Genomic DNA, 16,805 nt, shown 5'->3' on the forward strand with positions numbered 1-16,805 from the left:
AATCGCAACATACATCCTGCATGCTGCCAGATGCCAGGACCGGCGGTGTCGGCCGGCGGCACCGGGCCGGCACGGGGCGGGCACGGGGCGGGCACGGCCGTCCGCAGGCGGCGCCCCGTCCGCCGGGTCGCCGCCCCGGGGGGCTCAGACGCGCCAGGGCATGTACTGGAGCGTCCAGGTGTTGCCGTCCGGATCGGCGAAGTGGGCGTAGAGGACGCCGCCGAGGTCCTCGACCGGGCCCACGTCCGCGCCGCGCTCCAGGAGCGTCGCGCGGGCCTGCTCGATGTCGCTCACCACCAGGTGCAGGCCGCGCAACGTGCCGGCGGGCATGTCGAGGGACGGGACGCCCTCGGCCAGGGTGATCGAGCAGGCCGAGCCCGGTGGGGTGAGCTGGACGATCCGGACCCCGTCGGCGGGCCGCACGTCGACGTCCACCTGGAAGCCGAGGCGGTCGGCGTAGAAGGCCTTGGCCCGGTCGATGTCCGAGACGGGCACCGGGACGAGTTCGAGGAGGAACGCGCCGGGCAGGACGGGGGGCGCGGCGGGGTCGGCCGGGACGTCGGCCGCATCGGCCGGGATCTCGGTCCGGGTGGTCTGGGTGTCGGTCATCGCGGTTCGCCTTCCGGGGTCTTCGAGGCCGTCGAGGCCGTCGTGTCGAGCAGCTCGGCGAGGCGGTCGTACGCCTCTCCCGCGCCGCGTTCCATGGGGGTGCGGAGCACGCTGTCGCGGATCTCCCGCGAGGGGTAGCGCACCGTGGCGGTCATCGTGGTCCGGCCGTCCCGTTCGGCGAAGAGGGTCGTGACGAGGGCCTCGCCCGCCTCCCAGCCGTCGTGGACCTCGCTCTGGACCAACCGGCCGGGCGCGTCGATCTCGTGGAACACCCCGCCCTGGCCCAGCTCGGCGCCGCCCGGCCCGCGCGACACGAAGCGCCAGGCGCCGCCCGGACGCAGGTCGACCTCGCAGACGACGAGGTGCCAGCCGCGCGCGCCGTGCCATCGGCGGAGCAGCTCGGGCCGGGTGAACGCGTCGAAGACGAGCCGGCGGGGGGCGGCGAAGGCGCGGGTGAGGACGAGTTCGGTGCCGCCCGGCGCCCGCACCGTCAGCCCGCCGGCCGGGTCCTGGGGCGACGTCACGGGTTCTCCCGTCCGGAGGGGGGCGGCCCGCCGGGCCCGAGCTCGGCGAGCAGGTCGTCGAGCCTCCGGTAGCTCTCCTCCCAGTAGGAGCGGTAGTCCGCCAGCCAGTCCATGGCCTCCTTGAGCGGGCCGGCCTCCAGCCGGCGGGGCCTGCGCTGCGCGTCGCGCCCGCGGGAGACCAGCCCGGCGCGCTCCAGCACCCGCAGGTGCTTGGAGACGCCCGGCTGGCTCATCGCGAACGGGGCGGCCAGTTCGGCCACCGTGGCCTCGCCCTCCATCAACCGGGAGAGGATCGCCCGCCGGGTCGGGTCGGCCAGCGCGGCGAACGTCGCGTCGAGAACGTCGGCGGTCATCTTGATTACCTTTCGGCTATATAACCGAATGGTTTTTTACCGTGTCGGGGCCGGGCCTGTCAAGGACCGCGGATCGGCGGCTCCCGGCACGAGGGACGGCGGACAGGCCGTAGGGTGCACAGCGTGTACGTGAAGATCTGCGGGCTGCGCGAGCCCGGGCATGTGGCGGCCGCCGTCGAGGCGGGCGCGGACGCGATCGGTTTCGTCCTCACCCGGAGCCCCCGGCGGACCGCCCCGGAGCGGGCGCGCGAGCTGGCCGCGGCGGTCCCCCCGCACGTGCTGACCGTGGCGGTGTTCGCCGGGGAGGCTCCGGAGGAGGTGCGCGCGGCGGCGCTGGAGGCCGGGGTGCGCGCCGTCCAGCTGCACGGCGACCACCCGCACGGGGACTTCACCGCGCTGAAGGACCTCGGCCTCACGCTGGTCCGCGCGGGCGCGGCGGGCGCGGACCTGCGCTGCGGCGCCTTCGACGAGGACCTGCTGATCGTCGACGCGCCCAGGCCGGGCTCGGGCGAGCCGTGGGACTGGGCGGCGGTGCGCGGGCGCCCGCGGGGCCGCTGGATGCTGGCCGGGGGCCTCGACCCGTCGAACGTGGCCCGCGCGATCGCCGAGGCCCGGCCGTGGGGGGTCGACGTGTCGAGCGGGGTGGAGACCGCACCCGGCGTCAAGGACGCCGGGCTCATCCGGGAGTTCGTCGCCGCCGCCCGGCAGGCCGCGCCCGGCGGAGCGGAGACGGCGTAGCGGCCGCCCGCCCCGGGGGCGGCTCGGATCGCCGGGGCCCGTCCGGAGACCGGGGAACCGGCGCCTCCCCGCGCCCCCCGCACCGCCGGAGAGGCGCGGGGGAGGGGCATCGTCCCGGCGGGAGCGGGTAGGGGCGCAGGGAGCCCTCGACCGGGAGGGGCCATGACCTCCGCGACCGCCACCCTCGCTCTGGCGGGGGACACCATGCTCGGGCGCGGCGTCGGCGAACTGCTGGCCGGGTCCGCCGAGCCCGCCGACCACCTGTCCGGTGAGATCCGCGCGCACCTCGCCGGAGCCGACCTCGTCGTGCTCAACCTGGAGTGCTGCGTCTCCGCGCGGGGCGAGCCCTGGGGTGCGCCGGGCAAGCCGTTCCACTTCCGGGCCCCGCCGCGGGCCGCCGGGCTGCTCGCCGGGCTCGGGGTCGGCTGCGTCACGCTGGCCAACAACCACGCGCTGGACTACGGGCGCACCGCGCTGCTGGACACCCTCGGCCACCTGGGCCGGGCCGGGATCCGGACGGTGGGGGCCGGGACGACGGAGGAGGAGGCCAGGGCGGGCGCGGTCCTGGCGGCGGGCGGCCTGCGGATCGGCGTCCTCGGCGTCACCGACCACCCGGACGACTTCGCCGCGGGCCCGGACGCCCCCGGGGTCGCCTACGCCGACCTGCCGCGCGGCGTCCCGTCCTGGCTGACCGGCCGGATCGGCGCGCTGCGCGAGGAGGCCGACCTCGTGCTGGTCACCCCGCACTGGGGGCCCAACATGACCACGGCGCCCCTGCCGTACGTGCGCGCGGCGGCCGGGGCGCTGGTGGCCGCGGGGGCGGACCTGGTCGCGGGCCACTCGGCGCACCTGTTCCACGGTGTCGCCCCGCCCGTCCTGTACGACCTCGGCGACTTCGTCGACGACTACCGCGTCGACCCCGGCCTCCGCAACGACCTGGGCCTGCTCTTCCTGGTCGCCCTGGACCGGCGGGGGCCGGTACGGCTGCGCGCGGTGCCGCTCCGGCTGGAGTACGGCCGCACCGGCCCGGCGCGCGGCGGCGACCGGGAGTGGATCGGGGACCGGTTCGCCGCCGCCTGCGCGGCCCTGGGCTCCGAGGCCCGGGAGGAGGACGGCCTGCTCGTCGTGGACCTGCGCTGAGCGGCCCCGCGCCGGCCCGCCGTATCCTCGCGGCAGGTGACGTCGCGAACGCGCCCGTCCCCGCCCCGCGGGACGGTGCCCGCCACCCGGAGGACACGATCCCGGCGAAGCGCGCGCCCGCTGGCGGCTGCTGCACCGGCTGGGACCGGTGCTGGTGGCGGCGTTCGCCAAAGATCGAGCGGAGGGGAGCGGCGCCGGGCGCGGCGACCCGCGGTCCTATTCGAGCGGCACCTGGACGTCCTGCCGGGCGGGGGCGGGCGGCTGGTCGCCTTCCTCGGCTCGACCGTCGGCAACCTGCCCCCGGCGGAGCGCCGGTCGTTCTACGGGGGACCGCGCTCGGTCCTGGAACCGGACTTCGCGGCGGCGGCGGCGGTGACCGGCTCCCGCCGGAGGGTCCGGATGAGGTCCGGGTGCACGGCGCCGCCGCAGGGACCCGGTGCACGGCGCCGATCGCGCGGGATCAGTCCTTTCCGCGCAGGAACACGGCCGCCGACAGGCATCCGGCCAGGCTCAGGGCCGCGACGGCGACGGCGAGCGGTGTCAGGGTGCCGGTGCCGAAGGCGCCCACCGCCGGGCCGACGATCCCTCCCACGCTCCACTGGGCCAGGCCGAAGACGGACGAGGCGCTGCCCGCTCGGGAGGCGGGCTGGCTGGACATGGCGATGGTCAGCGCCATGGGGTAGACCATCCCGCTTCCCGAGGTCAGCAGGAACAGGGCGGCCGTCACGACGGGCAGCCCGAGGCCGGCGAGGGCCGCGACGAGCAGCAGCGCTCCGGCCGCGCCGGACAGGGCCAGCCCGGCCGCGAGCAGGCGGCGCATCGGGACGCGCCCGGCGAGCCGGCCGGCCAGCTGGCCGGAGGCGATCATCCCGGCGGAGTTCACGCCGAACAGCAGGCTGAAGCCCTGCGGGGAGAGCGCGTGGACGTCCTGCAGGACGAAGGAGGCGTTGGAGACGTAGCCGAACATCGCGCCACTGGCGAGAGCCGCGGTGAGGGTGGGGACGAGGAACGCCCGGTGCCGGAGGACCCGGACGAGCGGCCGCAGGACGGCGCGGGGGGCGGCCCCGCTCCGCAGCGCCGGCGGGTGGGTCTCGGGCAGGGCGAGCAGCGCGGTGAGCCAGAGCAGGCCGCCGGCCGCCGCCAGGACCCCGAACAGGCCCGGCCACGGCGTGATCCGCAGCAGCTCCGCCCCGAGCAGCGGGGCCAGCAGCGGGACCAGGCCGGTCACCAGCATCAGCATGCTGAAGAACCGGGCCGCCTCGATGCCCCCGTACAGGTCGCGGACCACGGCCTTGGTCAGGGCGACCCCGGTGGCGGCGGTCAGCCCCTGCAGGAGGCGGAGTACGACGAGGACCTCGACGGACGGGGCCGCCGCGCACAGCGCGGACACCGCGCAGAAGGCCGCGAACCCGACCAGCATCGGGCGCCTGCGGCCGTGGGCGTCGCTGAGCGGCCCGACGACCACCTGCCCGGCCCCGAGCCCCACCATGAACGCGGTGAGCGAGAGCTGGGCCGCCGACGCGCTCACGCCCAGGTCGGCGGCGAGCCGGGGGAGCGCGGGCAGGTAGAGGTCGATGGCGAGCGGGCCGACCGAGGTCAGCGCGCCGAGCAGGACGAACATCGCGGTGCGCCCGTGCGGGAGCACGGCGGCCGGTGCGGGCCCGAGCGCGGCGGACCCCGGGGCCTCCCCGCCCGTCATGGGAGCCGCGGGGGGAAGACGCTGGTGTGCAGGTTCATGTTCTCTTTCCGGATCGGTGGCCTCGGTGGCCGCGGGCCCCGAAGATCTCCCGTCACGTGCGGACGGCCCGGATCATATTCCATGTAAAACCAGTAGGTAAAATTGACTTACTGTCCGGCGGGACGTAGCGTCGGGGGTGCGATCCAGGGGGCGGCGCCCGGACCGGTCCGGCCGGTTCGCCGTCCGCTGAGCGGTGCGCCGACCGGCCGGGATCGCGTCCCCCGGCCGGTCGGCCCGCACCTCGGGGCCGACCGGTGCGGACGCGCATCCGGCCGCTGCTGTCCGTGAGGTCGGCGGGATCGCTCACCGGGACGGGGGCGAGCACCGGGTCCGGTTTCCCCGATGCTCAGACCGGGATCCAGTTGCCGTGGAAGCCCGCGGGGATGCGCACCGGGACGTGCACCTCGGCGAGCGGGGGCGCGGACAGGTCGGCGGCGTCCAGGACGGCCAGGTAGCTCGTACCGGCGCCGCGGTCGTGGGCGAACGTCATCAGGAAGCCCTCGTTCTCGCCGGTCCCGGCTCGGGGCACGAAGACGGCCTCGCCGCAGGTGTGGCCGGGAGGGAGGCGGTGCACCGCCCGTCCGCCGCCGGTGAGGTCGTAGGCGTAGATCTCCGACCGCTCAGGCTCGGCGTCCAGGGAGAAGCTCGTCGTGTAGCCGTAACGGTGGGGCAGCCCGAGCGCCGAGTCGGCGATGCGGGGGTATTCGCTGGGCGCGTCGTCGAGCGGTTCCTCGGCGACCGCGCCCGACCTCAGGTCCAGCGTCCAGCGGTACACGACCGGGAGCCCGCCCTCCAGGTCGTCGGTACCGCCGCGCCACAGCGTGGGGACGCGGGTGCCGGTGACGGTGATCGTGTCGCCCTGCGGGTCCTCGAAGGCGTTCATGGTGTGCCACACGTAGCACGGGGCGACGTCGAACCAGCGTACGGGCGCGTCGTCGCCGGCCGTACGCGCCAGCACGCCGAACCGGGCGCGGTGCGCGTCGTCCCAGCGCCACGGGGGCCCGCCCGCCGCGGCCTGGGCGCGGTCGAAGACGACCGGCAGGTCCATGAAGACCACGTGGTCGCGGGTGATCGCGAAGTCGTGCATCATCGTCGCGCGCGGCACGTCCACGACCCGCCTCTGCACCACCTCGCCGCCGGCCGAGGCGCGGTAGCAGGTCAGGTACGGCGGACGCAGCTGATAGCCGAAGAAGAGCAGCTCACCCGTGATCGGGCAGGTCTTCGGGTGCGCGGTCATCGGGGTTCGCAGGGCTCCGTCGAAGGTGTGCGCTCCGATCGTGGCGAGGTCCGGCGTCACCTCGTAGGGGAAGCCGCCCTCTTCCAGGGCGAACAGCCGGCCCGCGTGCGCGATCAGATGGGTGTTGGCCGTGGTCACCCGGTAGTCGATCCGGCCCGTCTCCTGGTCGAAGGCGAGGGCGAAGCGGGACTGGCCGGGGTGCTCGTACAGCGGCGTGCGCACGTACCGGTTGCGATACCAGCGCGCCCTGCCGCCCTCCAGCGCGATGGTGTGGATCATTCCGTCGCCCGCGAAGGAGTGCGGCGACCAGCCGGTACGCGGGTTGGGCCCGTTGCGGAAGAACTGCCCGTTCAGCTCTGCCGGGATCTCGCCGACGACCTTGGACGGCTGCAGGGTCACCTCCTCGGCGACCGGCGCGTTGTCGCCCGCCAGGTGCAGCGGCACGGTTTCGGACATGCTGGGGCTCCTATCGGCATGGGTGGGGACGCCGACAACCGTGCACGAAAAAATCCGCGGACGACAGTCTTGTTCTTCCCGCCCGCCTCAGCCGCCGGCCGGAGCTCCAGGTGAGAGCCGCTCGGAAAACCCTCGGTGGAGCCGCTGCGAGAACGTGGGGAGGCCCTCAGGCGAGAGGAGGCGGGGCGAGGGCGGGGCGCCGCGGACTCGCCGCGCGGGCCCCGGGCGGAGGGCGGCGAACGGCGCCCCGTGGGCCCTTCGCGATTACCGTATTTTCCTACCAAATGTGTGGGATAATCTGGTCATGAGCCTGGACCAGGCCCGCTCGTCGAGCGCGCGCGCCGAGACCCCGCTGACCGCCGCCATCATGGCCGGACGATGGATCCGCTCGGCGGCCGTCGACGACGAACGGGGGCGGCACTGGAAGGCCAATCCGGACCCGCGCGGCCGGTCGGCGCTGGCGGCCGAGCCCGCCTCGCTCTACGCGGGGGCGGCGGGCATCACGCTGTTCTTCCTGGAGCTCGCCGCCGCGACGGGCCACGAGGCCTATCTGGAGGACGCCCGGGCCGGCGCCCGCTACCTGGCCGCCACCTGGCGGGACCAGACGGACCTGTCCCTCTACCACGGCCTGACCGGTACGGCGTTCGCCCTCGCCGAGGCGGGGTGGGCGACGGGTGAGGGGGAGTTCGAGGAGGCGGCGCGGGCCGCGGCCGACCGGATCGCGCGGAGCGCGCGGCGGCTGGACGACGGCCTCGGCTGGTCGAGGGACCCGGCGCAGCGCGGTGACGGCGGGATCGTGCTCGGCCTGCTGCACGCCGCGGGAATCCTCGGCGTCCCCGCCTACGAGGAGGTCGCCGTGGAGGCCGGCCGGCGCATCGCCCGCCTGGTGGTGCCGGGCCACCGCTTCGGCGACTGCCCCGACCTGCCGACCGACGCCGTCACCCCCGGCTTCCTCTCCGGCACCGCCGGAACCGCCTTCCTGCTGGCCCGCCTGTACGGCGTGACGGGCGACGGGCGGTTCCTGGAGGCCGCCCGCCGAGGGGCGGACTTCGTCCGCACGGTCAGCGTGGTGACCGGCGGGTGCGCCGCCGTCCCGCATCACGTGCCGCAGGGCAGGAACCTGCACTACCTGGGCTTCTGCTCGGGGTCGGCGGGGGTGGCGCGGATGTTCTGCGAACTCCACCGGGTGACCGGCGACCGCGGCGACCTGGACTGGGCCGAGCGGCTGGCCCGGGGCGTCATGCGCAGCGGGATCCCGCGCCGCCGGACGGACGGCTACTGGAACACCGCCTGCCAGTGCTGCGGCACCGCCGGTCTGGTGGAGCTGTTCACCGGGCTGTGGGCGGTGACCGGCGACGAGCGGTACCTGGAGTTCGCCCGCACGCTCGCCGAGGACCTGATCGCCCGCGCCACCGGGCACGACGACCGGGGCTACCGGTGGTACCAGGCCTACCGGAGGCTCCGGCCGGGAGAGGTCACGGCGGACACCGGCTACATGGCGGGCGCCGCGGGCGTCGGCGCCGCGCTGCTCCACCTGGACGCCGCCGGGCTGGCCGGAGGGCCGCGCCGGGTGGTGCTGCTGCCGGACAACCCCTTCCCGGCGATCCCGGTGCCGGCCGCCGCGCTGCGCCGCGCCGCGGAGGAGAACGGCTGAGCGGTTCGAGCGGGGCTCCCGGCCGGTTGTGCTCAGCAGGGCTCCGGCGGTGCCGATCGGACGGGTGCGATGAGGAACAGGATCGATATGCCGAACGAGTCGAACGAGCTGTGGCGCCGGTCGTCGGTGTTCACCGCCGAAACACCCTCCGTCCTGCTGGTGGACGACGAGCCGGCCGTGCTGGAGACGCTCGTCCACCAGCTCGGCCACGACTACCGCGTGGTGACCGCGCCCGACGGCCGCGCCGCCCTGGCGGCCCTCGCCGAGCACGGTCCCTTCGCGGTCGTGGTCAGCGACATGCGCATGCCGCACATCGACGGCATCGAGCTGCTCGGGCAGGTGCGCCTGCGCTACCCGGACGTCACCCGCGTCCTGCACACGGCCCAGGGCGACCTGCCCTCCGCCGTCTCGGCGATCAACGACGGGCAGGTCTTCCGCTTCCTGTGCAAGCCGTGCCCCACCAGGGAGCTGCGCGGCACCGTCCGCGACGCGGTGGAGCGGCACCGCCTGGTCTCGGCCGAGCAGGAGATCCTCGACAAGACGCTCCGTACGAGCCTGCAGGCGCTCTTCGGCTGCCTGGAGCTGGCCAGCCCCCAGGCGTTCGCCCGCGCGGGACGCATCCGGGACCTGGTGGGCGCGCTCTGCGGGGAACTCGGGCTGGACGACGTCTGGGAGATCGAGGTGGCCGCCATGGCCTCCCAGCTCGGTGCGGTCACGGTGCCGCCGAGCGTGCTGGAGAAGCTGGACCGGGGACAGCCGCTGCCGGACGACGAGCAGAAGATGATCACCGCCATGCCGGACATCGCGGCGCGGCTGCTGGAGGACGTGCCGATGCTCGAGACCGTCGTGGAGATCGTCCGCGGGATCCGCCCGGTCCGCGGCCCCGGGCGGGGCGTCGGCCGGGGTGCCGGGGAGCGGCAGTCGGATCCGATCGTGGAGGCCGCCGTCGGCGTGCTGCGCGCGGCGATCGAGTTCGAGGGGTTCGCCGGCCGGGGCGTGGGGGCGGACAAGGCCGTCGCCGCGCTGGAGCGGCAGGGAGGCCACGACGACGCGGTGCTGGCCGCCCTGCGGCGGGTCCGGGGGATCGCGCAGGCCCGGGAGTCCGTGCGCGCCTTCCGCATCGGCGAACTGGAGGTCGGCATGCGGATCGCCGAGGACGTCGTCGCGGTCAACGGCCCGGTGCTCATCGGCCGCGGCGTCCGCGTCACGGAGCTGCTCCTGGAGCGCCTGACCAACTACAAGCACATCGTGCAGCTGGTGGAGCCCGTCTGGGTGGCCGTGCCCGACGCGCCGGAGGCGGACGCGTCCGGGGCGGGCCTGGCGGAGGCGGGCCTGGCGGGGGTGGATCTGTCGGGGGTGGCGGCGTGAACCCGCCCGCTCCGGTCCCCGGGACGGACCGGTCCGCCCCGGACGCGGCGCTCCCCGGAAGGGCCGCGGTCACCGCGGAGGCCGGGCTGGACGTCCGCGTCCGCATCGCCGACCTGATGGAGGACGACTCCGAGGAGGAGATCGAGTTCGTCGAGCGGATCGTCGTCTCGTTCCTGAAGCGGGCCCCGGCCGCGCTGGACCGTCTGGCCGGGGCGATCGCCGCGGCGGACGCCGAGGAGGCCGCCCGGCAGGCGCACGCGCTGAAGGGGTCGGCCGCCAACCTCGGGGTGAGCGCCGTGGCCGGCCTCTGCGCCGAGGCCGAACACCTCGCGGAGGCCGCCCGCCTGGGCGAACTGGGCGGCCACCCCGCCCGGCTGGAGCAGGCGCTCGCCGAGGCGGGCGCGCACCTCACCGGGGCGCTCGCCCGGCTGCGGGCCGGGCGACCGCTCCTGCCCTGAGACGCCGTCGCCCCCCGAGACGCCGTCGCCCCCGGGGCCTCCTCGCCCCCTGTCGCGGGGGCCGGCGTCCGGGTGCGCCCGGACGCCGGCCCCCGCGCGCTCCCGCCGGGACCGTCAGGCGGCGACCGGGGAGTAGGCGGCGGCGTCACCGGCGAGCACGGTGCTCGGCCGGCCGTCCACGCCCACCGGGACGTCCCCGGCGACGGTGACCCGGTGCAGGCGGCGGGGCCGGTCGCCGAAGTCGTGCACGACCCGGTGCTGGGTGGCGCGGTTGTCCCACACCGCCACGTCGCCGGGGGCCCACCGCCAGCGCACGGTGTTCTCGACCTGGGTCACCTGCTCCTGGACGAGCCGGATCAGCGAGGCCGAGGTCTCGGACGACAGGCCCACCAGGCGCTTGGCGAAGTCGCCCAGCAGGATCGAGCGCTCGCCCGTCTCCGGGTGCACGCGGACCACCGGGTGCTCGGTCTCGAAGACGGTGGAGGCGAACACCTCGGCGTACTCCCGGGCCCGCTCGGGGTCGTCGGCGAAGGCCACCCGGGCGTAGTCGAACTGGTTGGTGTGCACCGCGCGCAGCCGGTCGAGCAGCTCGCGCAGCTCGGCGGGGAGGTGCTCGTAGGCCGTGACCGTGTTGGCCCAGAGCGTGTCCCCGCCCGCCTCCGGCACCTGTACGGCGCGCAGCACCGAGGCGAGCGGGGGGCGGTCGACGAAGGTGACGTCGGTGTGCCAGCGGTCGACCTTCTGCCCGCCGCGGTAGTCGAGGTCGAGGATGTGGGCGCTGCCGCCGAGCGAGGGGACGGTCGGGTGCGCGGTGGTCGGCTCGCCGAGCAGGCTCGCGAAGGCCACCTGGCCCTGCTCGTCGAGGTGCTCCTGGCCGCGGAAGAAGACCGCCTTGTGGGTGAGCAGCGCCAGGCGGATCTCGGCCACGACGTCGGCGGGCAGGTCGCCGCCGAGCCGTACGCCGGTGATCTCGGCGCCTATGCGGCCCGCGACAGGGGTGACGGTGAGGGATGACATGGGTTGCTTCCTTCCGAAGGGTGATGGGCGGGGAGACGGAAGGGCGGACAGAGGGCGCTGGCCACGCGGCAGAAGTCCACGTGACCGCGGGTGGTCAGCAGAACCGTGGTCGTCACGGTCACACCGTAGGCTCGCCCTCCGGAGATTGTCAATCTAACCAGTAGGAAATTAGGGTAATGCGGTGTCCGCGACCCCGGGTGTCCGTCGCCCGGGACGGCCGACCGTGCCGGGTGCGGGGCGCATCGCCGGCCGACGCGCCGGCCGACGCGCCGGCCGACGCGCCGGGCGCGGCCGTTCGGGGACGGATCCGGGATCCGGCTTGACGTGGAAGGCCTGGGGCCCTATAAACACACTAAGTCTACTAAATAAGTGGGAAATAGGGAGAACTTCATGAACGCTCGCAGGGCCCGCGGAGTGGCGGCAGCTCTGGCCGCACTGGCGCTCACCACCGTGGCGGCGGCCTGCGGGAACGCCGAGCCCGCCGAAACGACCGCCGCCTCCGCTGGCGGCGGGGGCGGGCCGGCCGAGGTCAGGCTCGGCTATTTCCCGAACATCACGCACGCCACCGCCCTGGTCGGGGTGGAGAAGGGGCTGTACGCCAAGCACCTCGGCTCCGGCACGGCGCTCAAGACCAGCACCTTCAACGCCGGTCCCGCCGCGATCGAGGCGGTCTTCTCCGGTGCGGTCGACGCCACCTACGTCGGCCCCAACCCGGCCATCAACGCCTGGGCCAAGTCCAAGGGCAAGGCCATCAAGATCGTCGCCGGGGCGGCCTCGGGCGGCGTCTTCCTCGTGGTCAAGCCGGGCATCGAGAGCGTCGAGGACCTCAAGGGCAAGAAGATCGCCACTCCGCAGCTCGGCAACACCCAGGACGTGGCGCTGCGCCACTGGCTCGACTCCAAGGGCGTCGCGACCGACACCAAGGGCGGCGGCGAGGTCTCGATCGTGCCGCAGGAGAACTCCCAGACCATCCAGACCTTCGCCACCGGCGACATCGACGGCGCCTGGGTGCCCGAGCCGTTCGCCAGCCGCCTCATCACCGAGAGCGGCGGCAAGGTGCTGGTCGACGAGCGCGACCTGTGGCCGGGCAAGGAGTTCGTGATCACCCACCTGATCGTCCGCCAGGAGTTCGCCCAGCAGCACCCCGACACCGTCAGGAAGCTCGTCGAGGCGCACGTGGAGGCCAACGAGCTCATCGCCTCCGACCCGGCCGACGCGGCGAAGACCGCCAACGCCGCGCTGGAGAAGCTGGCCGGCAAGCCGCTCAAGCCCGAGGTGCTCGACGCCGCCTTCAAGAACATCACCTTCACCAACGACCCGATCGCCTCGTCCCTGGTGGGCAGCGCCGACCACGCCGTCAAGGTCGGGCTGCTCGACCCGGTGGACCTCACCGGCATCTACGACCTGAAGATCCTCAACGAGGTCCTCGCCGCCAAGGGCCGGCCGCAGATCTCCGCCAAGTGAGGCCCCCGGCGCGAGCCCGCCGGGGCAAGAGGAGGAACACGTGACCGCTCCGCTCACGGAGCAGGCCGCCGGTCGGGCGGAGGGCCGCGGGCCCGCCGTCCGGCTGGAGGCCGTCTCCAAGATGTACGGCCAGGGCCGGACCGGCCTGCTGGCCCTCGACGAGGTCTCCCTGGACGTCGCCGCCGGCGAGTTCGTCTGCCTGCTCGGCGCCTCCGGCTGCGGCAAGAGCACCCTGCTGTCCCTGGTCGCCGGGCTCGACCGGCCCACCGCCGGGCGGATCGAGGCCGACGGGAGCCGGGTGGCGATGATGTTCCAGGAGCCGGCGCTCTTCCCCTGGCTGACCGTCTCGGCCAACATCGAGATGGCGCTGCGGGCCAAGGGCGTGACCCGGCGGGAGCGCCGGGAGCGCGCCGCGGAGTTCCTGGAGACCGTGCACCTGGGCGGGTTCGGCGCCAAGCGCCCGCACGAGCTCTCCGGCGGCATGCGCCAGCGCGTCGCGCTGGCCCGCGCGCTCGCCCAGGACGCCGACGTGCTGCTGATGGACGAGCCGTTCGGCGCGCTCGACGCGATGACCCGCGACCTGCTCCACGACGAGCTGGAGCGCATCTGGCGCGAGCGCGGCCTGTCGGTCCTGTTCGTCACGCACAACGTCCGCGAGGCCGTACGGCTCGGCGACCGGGTGGTCCTGCTGAGCAGCCGCCCGGGCCGCGTCGTCGAGGACTTCCCGGTGACGCTGGAGCGGCCCCGCCGCACCGACTCCGCCGAGGTGGCCGAGCAGGCGGGCCGGATCACCGACCGGCTGCGCGAGGAGGTCATGCGCCATGGCCGCTGACCCCGTCCTCGCCGTCCTCGCCGTCCTCGCGGTCCTCGCCGTCCTCGCGGTCCTCGCCGTCCCGACTCCTCCCGCCGCCGGCGGGGCACCCTGGAAGGTGGCCCGACATGACCGTTGACGCCGACGTCCGGCGCGGCGACGCCCACGCCCGGCAGCTCGCCGGGCTCGACGCGCTGGAGCTGACCACCCGGCAGCGCCGGGGACCGGCCTCCCGGCTCTGGTCCGGGACCTGGCCGATCGCCTCCGCCGTCACCCTCGTCCTGGTGGCCTGGCAGCTGGTCGTGCTGGCCGGCTGGTGGCCCGAGTACGTCTTCGCCGGTCCCGCCACGACCCTCGGCGTGCTCGCCGAGCGCCTCGGCGAAGCGGAGTTCTACACGGCCGTGACCGTCACCATGCGGCGCGCGGTCACCGGGTTCGCGCTGGCGATCGCGGTCGGCCTCGTGGTCGGAGCGCTCGTCTCGCGCATCCGCCCGCTGCGCAGGGCCGTCGGCTCGCTGATCACCGGCCTGCAGACCATGCCGTCGATCGCCTGGTTCCCCCTGGCGATCCTGCTGTTCGGCCTGACCGAGAGCGCCATCATGTTCGTCGTCGTGCTCGGCGCCGCGCCGTCCATCGCCAACGGGCTCATCGCCGGCGTCGACTACACCCCGCCGATCCTGCTGCGCGCCGGGCACATGCTCGGCCTGCGGCGGCTCCGGCTCTACCGGCACGTGATCCTGCCCGCCTCCCTGCCGTCGTTCCTGGCCGGGCTGAAGCAGGGCTGGGCGTTCGCCTGGCGCTCCCTGATGGCCGGCGAGCTGCTGGTGATCATCGCCAACCAGCCGTCCCTCGGCGAGCAGCTGCACTTCGCCCGCGAACTGGCCGACTCGCCGGGCCTGCTCGCGACGATGATCGTGATCCTGGTGATCGGCATCGTGGTGGACATGCTGTTCGGGGCCGCCGACAACGCCCTGCGCCGCCGGTGGGGCCTGCACCAGACCGTCGGCTGAGCCGCCATGCGGACCTCAGCCCGAACGCAGTACGCCCTGCGCGCGGTGGCCGAGCTGGCCGCCGCGCCGCCCGGCCCCGTGCCCGCCGAGCGGATCGCCGAGGCCCAGAGCATCCCGCGCAGGTTCCTGGACAACATCCTGCTCCAGCTCAGGAGGGGCGGGCTGCTGCACAGCCGGCGCGGCTCCGACGGCGGCTACTGGCTGACCCGGCCGGCCGAGGAGATCACCCTGGCCGACGTCGTCACGATCGTGGAGGGCGTCCCGGAGGGTGGCGACCACGGCGGCTACCCGGGGGTGGCCGGGCCCTTGGCCGATGTGTGGAGCGTGCTGCGCGACCATGAGGAGCGGCTGCTCACCGAGATCACCCTGGCCGACATCACCAGGGGCACGGTGCCGGGCGTCCTCCCGCCGGCCGTCGGAAGATCCGTCGGGAGATAGGGACGGGGCCGGGCGCGGCGCCCGCGGGAGGAGGCCCGCTGGAGGCCCGGTGGAGGTCGCCCGGTGCAAGTCTCAGTAGGCGCCGGAGCGGCGCATGGCGCGCGGGCGGCCGTCGGGGTCGCACAGCACGCGGTACAGCGGCGTCACCAGGGCGGCGGTCCACGGCGGCAGGGGACCGGGCGCGTGCAGGCGCAACCGCCCCGGCGGGCGCGGCCCGCGGCGGCCTCCGGCGTGCCAGCGTTCGAGGGCGGCGGCCGCGGCGGCGTAGGCGTCGAAGAATGCGCGCGGGTCCAGCAGGTCGTCGTCGGCCCCGCCGGCGCCGTCCCCGCGGCCGGCCCCGTCCCCGCCGTCGCGGTCCAGGTGCTCCCGTGCGAGGGCCAGCCGCAGCTCCCGGGGGAGGCGGCGCGCCCCGTCGCCGTGCCCGCCGGGGTCGTGCGGCTCCCGCGGGTCCCGCGTCCCGTCCAGGATCGCGCAGGTCAGCTCGGAGTCGTAGGTCCAGGAGCGGCGGTTGAAGTTGTCCGAGCCGATGGTCATCCAGGTGTCGTCGAGGATGCAGACCTTGGCGTGCACGTAGACCGGCGTGCCCTGGTGGTTCTCGACCCCGTAGACCGCCACGCGGTCCCCGCCGGCCTCCTTGAGCACCGACAGGGCCTGCTGCCGTCCGAGGACCTGCGGGGTCCCGGAGAGCAGGCCGTCCTGGTCGGGGTGGAGCGGCAGGACGCCGATCATCAGCAGCTCCGGGTGGGCCCGGAGCGCCTCGGCGAAGGACTCGGCGATCTGCGGCGACCAGAGGTACTGGTCCTCGATGTAGATCAGGGACCGGGCGCGGCGCAGCGCCTTGAGGTACCCGCGGGCGACGCTGTGCTCCCCCTCCGGCGCGAAGGCGTAGCGGGACCGGCGCTGCGGGTAGGTGCGCAGCAGCTGCACGGCGTGCGGTCCGCACGCGGGCGGGTCCGGGGTCTGCGGCGGCAGCGGGTCGGCGTGCGTGTCGTCGTGGCGGAGCAGGTCGGCCAGGCGGTGCACGGGGTTGCGGGTCAGCGGCTTGGGGTCGGTCCACCGCTCCCGGAAGACCGCCTCCACGTCGCCCACGACCGGGCCCTGGAGCGCGACCTGCACGTCGTGCCAGGGCGGCCGGGGGCCGTACGCCTTCGCCATCGGGGCGGCCTGCGGGTCGCCGCCGTGCGCGGCGTCGTCGCGGCGGGTCCGGCACAGGTCGATCCCGCCGACGTAGGCGATGTCGCGCCGGGGGTCGTCGCGGTGCCGCAGCACCACGAGCTTCTGGTGGTGCGAGCCGCCGGGCGGGACCCGCATGTCGCGCAGGTACTCCCCGCCCGCCGCCTCGATCACCTCTCCCAGGTGGCGGTTCTCCTCCGAGCTGAAGCGGAGCCGGTCCCAGTGGGAGCGCCAGAGCAGGCCCTTGACGACGACGCCGCGCCGGGCGGCGTCCGCGAACACCCCGGCCACCTCGGTGCCGGGGCCGTCCAGCCGTTCGTCGGGGTCCCCGCGCCAGTCGGTGAAGAGCAGCAGGTCGCCCTCGCGCAGCTCCCGGACGCGGGCGAGCAGGTCGGCGAAGTACGCGGCGCCGTGCACGAGGGGCCGGACCGCGTTACCGGTGGACCAGGCGGCGCCGTCGCCGTGCCGGGAGTCGATCACGGTGGCCGGGTTGCCGCGCTCGGCGGCGCTGAGGAACCAGTCGTGGACGTGCACAGGCGCGAACTACCCCTTTCTTCCCGTTCAACGCATGACCGCCCCGCCGCAGGCCGGGAGCCGGAGCGGTAGCCGCCGCCGGA

The 16,805-nt window shown here is 75.0% G+C and carries 17 protein-coding genes; 10 read left to right on the forward strand and 7 right to left on the reverse strand.

The window, feature by feature from the left end; all coding sequences use genetic code 11:
- Nucleotides 1-144: 144 nt before the first annotated feature.
- From HS045_RS27800 to HS045_RS27810, 3 genes are read right to left on the reverse strand one after another with little or no spacing between them, the layout of a single operon-like run.
- Nucleotides 145-609 carry a VOC family protein gene (locus HS045_RS27800; RefSeq protein ID WP_196454417.1) on the reverse strand — a complete coding sequence of 155 codons (465 nt, stop codon included), beginning with the start codon at nt 607-609 and terminating at the stop codon, nt 145-147.
- Nucleotides 606-1,133 (reverse strand): SRPBCC family protein, encoded by a 528-nt coding sequence (locus HS045_RS27805; protein WP_307827756.1) that lies wholly within the window; start codon nt 1,131-1,133, stop codon nt 606-608. Before HS045_RS27805 ends, HS045_RS27800 begins: the two co-directional genes overlap by 4 nt.
- The gene (locus HS045_RS27810; RefSeq protein ID WP_196454418.1) at nt 1,130-1,486 is read right to left on the reverse strand and encodes a helix-turn-helix transcriptional regulator; all 357 of its coding nucleotides are present in this window, start codon (nt 1,484-1,486) and stop codon (nt 1,130-1,132) included. The genes HS045_RS27805 and HS045_RS27810 overlap by 4 nt, the downstream gene beginning before the upstream one ends.
- 123 nt (nt 1,487-1,609) lie before the next feature.
- Here HS045_RS27810 and HS045_RS27815 point away from each other — a divergent pair, with 123 nt between their 5' ends.
- On the forward strand, nt 1,610-2,224 hold the full coding sequence (locus HS045_RS27815) for a phosphoribosylanthranilate isomerase (RefSeq protein WP_196454419.1): 615 nt from the start codon (nt 1,610-1,612) through the stop codon (nt 2,222-2,224).
- Nucleotides 2,225-2,386: 162 nt separating this feature from the next.
- Nucleotides 2,387-3,364, forward strand: a complete 978-nt coding sequence (locus tag HS045_RS27820) for a CapA family protein (protein ID WP_196454420.1) — start codon at nt 2,387-2,389, stop codon at nt 3,362-3,364.
- Between the two features lie 460 nt (nt 3,365-3,824).
- Here the strand turns inward: HS045_RS27820 and HS045_RS27825 are convergent, their stop codons facing one another.
- Together HS045_RS27825 and HS045_RS27830 are read right to left on the reverse strand one after the other, a co-directional pair.
- Nucleotides 3,825-5,063: a multidrug effflux MFS transporter gene (locus HS045_RS27825; RefSeq protein ID WP_196454421.1), complete on the reverse strand. Its 1,239-nt coding sequence runs from the start codon at nt 5,061-5,063 to the stop codon at nt 3,825-3,827.
- A 385-nt stretch (nt 5,064-5,448) separates the two neighbouring features.
- On the reverse strand, nt 5,449-6,795 hold the full coding sequence (locus tag HS045_RS27830; RefSeq protein WP_196454422.1) for a carotenoid oxygenase family protein: 1,347 nt from the start codon (nt 6,793-6,795) through the stop codon (nt 5,449-5,451).
- A gap of 304 nt (nt 6,796-7,099) precedes the next feature.
- Here HS045_RS27830 and HS045_RS27835 point away from each other — a divergent pair, with 304 nt between their 5' ends.
- The 3 genes from HS045_RS27835 (at nt 7,100) to HS045_RS27845 (ending at nt 10,275) form a co-directional block, all read left to right on the forward strand.
- Nucleotides 7,100-8,449 carry a lanthionine synthetase LanC family protein gene (locus tag HS045_RS27835; RefSeq protein ID WP_196454423.1) on the forward strand — a complete coding sequence of 450 codons (1,350 nt, stop codon included), beginning with the start codon at nt 7,100-7,102 and terminating at the stop codon, nt 8,447-8,449.
- Between the two features lie 87 nt (nt 8,450-8,536).
- A complete protein-coding gene (locus HS045_RS27840) occupies nt 8,537-9,817 on the forward strand; it encodes a response regulator (RefSeq protein WP_196454424.1) in 1,281 nt (426 codons plus the stop codon).
- Nucleotides 9,814-10,275 (forward strand): Hpt domain-containing protein, encoded by a 462-nt coding sequence (locus tag HS045_RS27845; protein ID WP_196454425.1) that lies wholly within the window; start codon nt 9,814-9,816, stop codon nt 10,273-10,275. The genes HS045_RS27840 and HS045_RS27845 overlap by 4 nt, the downstream gene beginning before the upstream one ends.
- 114 nt (nt 10,276-10,389) lie before the next feature.
- On the opposite strand, the gene HS045_RS27850 is transcribed toward HS045_RS27845, so the two are convergent.
- Nucleotides 10,390-11,292, reverse strand: coding sequence for a TauD/TfdA family dioxygenase (locus HS045_RS27850; protein WP_196454426.1), 903 nt, complete (start codon nt 11,290-11,292; stop codon nt 10,390-10,392).
- Between the two features lie 390 nt (nt 11,293-11,682).
- Between HS045_RS27850 and HS045_RS27855 the strand changes: the two genes are divergently transcribed.
- Genes HS045_RS27855 through HS045_RS27870 form a run of 5 tightly spaced genes read left to right on the forward strand, consistent with a single transcriptional unit; the run spans nt 11,683 to nt 15,015 of the window.
- Complete coding sequence (locus tag HS045_RS27855) at nt 11,683-12,756, forward strand: ABC transporter substrate-binding protein (RefSeq protein WP_196454427.1); 1,074 nt, start codon at nt 11,683-11,685, stop codon at nt 12,754-12,756.
- A 40-nt stretch (nt 12,757-12,796) separates the two neighbouring features.
- Nucleotides 12,797-13,588, forward strand: coding sequence for an ABC transporter ATP-binding protein (locus tag HS045_RS27860; protein ID WP_374191419.1), 792 nt, complete (start codon nt 12,797-12,799; stop codon nt 13,586-13,588).
- Nucleotides 13,578-13,706: a hypothetical protein gene (locus HS045_RS35625; RefSeq protein ID WP_255531937.1), complete on the forward strand. Its 129-nt coding sequence runs from the start codon at nt 13,578-13,580 to the stop codon at nt 13,704-13,706. The genes HS045_RS27860 and HS045_RS35625 overlap by 11 nt, the downstream gene beginning before the upstream one ends.
- Nucleotides 13,696-14,577 (forward strand): ABC transporter permease, encoded by an 882-nt coding sequence (locus HS045_RS27865; RefSeq protein ID WP_196454428.1) that lies wholly within the window; start codon nt 13,696-13,698, stop codon nt 14,575-14,577. The genes HS045_RS35625 and HS045_RS27865 overlap by 11 nt, the downstream gene beginning before the upstream one ends.
- A gap of 6 nt (nt 14,578-14,583) precedes the next feature.
- Complete coding sequence (locus HS045_RS27870) at nt 14,584-15,015, forward strand: Rrf2 family transcriptional regulator (protein WP_196454429.1); 432 nt, start codon at nt 14,584-14,586, stop codon at nt 15,013-15,015.
- 72 nt (nt 15,016-15,087) lie between these two features.
- Here the strand turns inward: HS045_RS27870 and HS045_RS27875 are convergent, their stop codons facing one another.
- Nucleotides 15,088-16,722, reverse strand: a complete 1,635-nt coding sequence (locus HS045_RS27875) for a phospholipase D family protein (RefSeq protein ID WP_196454430.1) — start codon at nt 16,720-16,722, stop codon at nt 15,088-15,090.
- Nucleotides 16,723-16,805 lie beyond the last annotated feature (83 nt).

It is taken from the genome of Planomonospora sp. ID82291, from assembly GCF_015711645.1.
Taxonomy (GTDB): Bacteria; Actinomycetota; Actinomycetes; order Streptosporangiales; family Streptosporangiaceae; genus Planomonospora.